The organism is Streptomyces sp. NPDC001157, assembly GCF_053598255.1.
In genome coordinates this window covers 1-3,359 of sequence record NZ_JBSFJW010000084.1, presented here as the reverse complement: position 1 = coordinate 3,359, position 3,359 = coordinate 1, and the positions used below count along the sequence as shown (strand labels likewise).

Genomic DNA, 3,359 nt, shown 5'->3' with positions numbered 1-3,359 from the left:
GTGAACGGGCCGGAGCATCCGGTGGAGGCCTCGGTGGTCCAGGCCCGGCTGAGGCGGTTGAGCTCGTCGTAGGTGTAGCACTCGCTCTGGCCGGTGACGTTGTCCTTCAGCGCCGTTATCTGACCGCCCGCGTCACGGGCGTAGGTGTCGTTCTGGACCGTGCCCTTGCTGCTGGTGGTCGTCGTGATGTTGCTCAGCCAGCCCGTACCCGTCGCATCGTCGTAGGCGTAACTGCGCTGTGCAGTCGTCGTGGTCGTCGCCGTGGTGCCGTAGGTGCGGCCGGTCAGGCGGCCGAGAGTGTCGAAGTTGGTGGCATCCACGTACCGGGTCCCCAGGGAGCTGGTGACCGTGGTGGGCAGGCCGAGGCCGTCGTAGGCGGTGGTCACTGTCTCGTCGGGCAGCCCGCCCATGGCCGGGTAGTGGACGCTGGTCTGATGACCTGCGGTGTCGTAGCCGTAGTCGTAGGTGTAGCTGCCGGCCATGCCCATGGCGTCGCTGGGCAGCGTGTACGTGGTGCCGGTGAGCCGGCCGTCCGTGTCGTATCCCTTGACCGCGGTGGTGTAGGCCTTGCCACCGGAGTACGAAGTGGCCGTCGCGGGTTTGCCCAGGCCGCCCGTGGCCGTGTCGTAGGTGTGGGCGGAAAGCACTGTGCTGCCCTGGCTGACCGTCAGCGGCCGGTTCAGATTGTCGTACGCGTAGGTCAACGTGACGCCGGCGCCGTCGGTCGTGGTGAAGATGTTGCCGTTGTCGTCGTACGTGGTGGACGAGGATCCGGTCTTGGTGGTGGGGTCGGTGGTGGCGTCCGGGTCGGTGGTCGTCTTGCGCTCGCCGGCCCAGTCGTAGGTGTAGCTGGTGACGTTGCCCTTGGCATCAGTGATCTTCCACAGCTGCCCGGAGCGTGTGTACTCATACGTAGTGGTGTAGGTCGAGGGGCCGAACTCGACCACCTTCGACGTCTGGCCGTACACGTCGGTGTAGGTGTTGGTGCGTTCGCCGACGGCCGGCACGCTCGTGGTGTAGTCGCCGTGATAGTTGGTGATCGTCTGGCCCTGGATCTGCGGATTGCCGGAGACCATGATCCGCGACTGGGTGGTCCGCCCGGCGAAGTCGATCAGCAGGTCCGTGTACGACGGCAGCGACGCGACCGTCGGGTTCACCATCCCGGAACCGACGCCACCGGTGTTGTAGAACGGGGCCGAAGTACCGGTCACGTTGCCGGATGTGTCGTACCGGGTGGAGACCACCGTCCGCCCGGTGCCCCCAGGTGCCGTCGCTTGAGTCTCCCGGGTCCGGCCGAGACCATCGACGTAGGCGTAGGAGGCCACGTATGTGCTGCCGGACTGCAGTGTCTCGCTCTTGACCACCGGCGGCGCGTCGGTGCGGTTGACCAGGTAGGGCACGCCGTCGGAGTTGGGCGCGGTGGTGATCGTGTAGGTGAACTTCATCGACGGGGTGGTGCCGGCGTCGTAGCCGCCCATCTCGGTCGGCTGCCACACCTTCGAGGTGCGTCCGACCGCGTCATGGTCAATGCGGGTGGTCTGCCCGTTGGCGTTAAAAATCTTGTACGGGCTGCCCCACAGCCGCGAGTACCACGTGGTGGTGGACATCGGGGTGCCTGGGCCGTTCCCGTCCGGGTCCGGAGTGGTGACCTTCACCCCGCTGGTGGGCCAGGACGTTTCCGGTGAATACGTTGTGGTCGTGGTGTGGTTCGCCTGGTCGTTGGTGGCGTTGCCCTTGGCGTCGGTGGTGGTCCGTATGCGGCCGGCGTTGTCGTAGGTGTTGGTGACCGTCCGGGAGTGCGTCGCATCGGTGTAGGCACTCGTGGAGGTGACGTTGCCGTCGGTCGGCTTGTCCGTGGCCAGCGACGATGCTCCGTCGTAGAGCGTCACCGTGTACGCGTCCTGGTTGGCCGACGACCGGTCGGCGCAGTCGGCGGCGTAGTGACGAGTCTCATCAGGCAGCACCGTCCACCGTTCCACCTGCGAGTCGGGGAAGTAGTCGGTGTTGTAGGCGCGCCCGTAGGTGGTGCACCGGTTGTCATCGACGTTGACCTCGCCCCAGTCGTTGGTCCGCAGGGGCAGGCCGTACTTGTAGCTGACCGGGTCGGTGCTGTCGTACTGGCTCTCCACCACGTGTTCGCGCCAGGCGCCACCCGAGATCAGGTCATCCGTTGTCGTCTTGGACTCCCGCACGAACCGCGCATCCGGCAGCCCGGTGTAAGTGGCAGTGTCATACGACCAGTAGTCGTGCCACACCCGCTGGTGCGACTGACCGGTGCCGTCGCGCCGGCTGGACTCCAGCACATAGCCGCTCAGCCAGGGATGGTCAGCGTAGGTGGTGCCGTTTCCGTCAGTGACGTTCACGCTGCGCGTCTTGGAGGAGTCCGATTTGTCGGTACGGTCGCCGTCCAGGCCCCGATACAGCCAGTAATACGTCGAGGCCGCGTTGGCCTTCGTGCCGGTGAGCACCTCCACCTGCTGATAACCACGCCAGTCCGACCACGACTCGTCACTGTCCGGCGTCAGCGGATCGTTGGGAAACGCCCACCCCGCACCGCCGTGGTACTCATACGTGGTCGTCATCACCGGATCGCCATCGTCGTTGGCGCCCTTGCCCACGCCCGCGTCCGAGGTGACCTTGCTGACCAGGTACTTCTTGAACCAGCCACTGTGCTCGCTGGTCTCACCCTCCGGCGTCCACGTCTGCTTGAAGCAGTCCTGCGTGTTCGACGACTCACTCGGGAGGTTGTTGATGTCGCAGGCGTCCGGCTGGGCATAGGTGACGTCGACGAAGGAACCGAGGTCGCCGTGGACCTCGTTGACCCGGCGGAAGTTCAGCAGGCTGGAGCCGACCTGGTTGTCTTTCCACTCACCGTTGAAGTTGATCGTCGGCAGAGTGATGTCTGGACCGTCCCCGTAGCCCCGGCGCTCCACGTAGTCCAGCCACAACTGGTGGCCGATAGTGCCGGAGGGGTCGGGCAGACCGTACTTCATCTGGTACTGCATCCCCTGCCCCGGGGTCCAGGCCGAAGTGTCAGTGTCCCGCACATAGGTGTGGATGTCCCACAGCATGTCGGTGGCGAAGAACGTCGGCGAATACGTCACGCCGGTGATGCTCTTGCAGGAGTCGTCCGCCGCCGTACCGTCACAGATCAGATCCACCGGCACGTCGGGGTAGGAACTGGGGGAGCTGGAGATCGACGGGCAGGCCGGCACCGTCTGGGTCAGCGGGTCCTTGTAGGCCATCCGCTCCGAACACCGGCCCACATGGGAGAGCGTCACCTCGGCCGGCAGCTGCGCGCCCGGGATCTGTGATGCCCATCCGTACTCGATCCGCGTCAGATACGAGGCCGCGTCATA

1 protein-coding gene is annotated in these 3,359 nt (G+C 65.6%); it reads right to left on the bottom strand.

Annotated elements, in window-relative coordinates:
* A partial coding sequence (locus tag ACWDAG_RS47615) for an RHS repeat domain-containing protein (RefSeq protein WP_450701847.1) occupies positions 1-3,359 on the bottom strand: 3,359 nt, incomplete at both ends.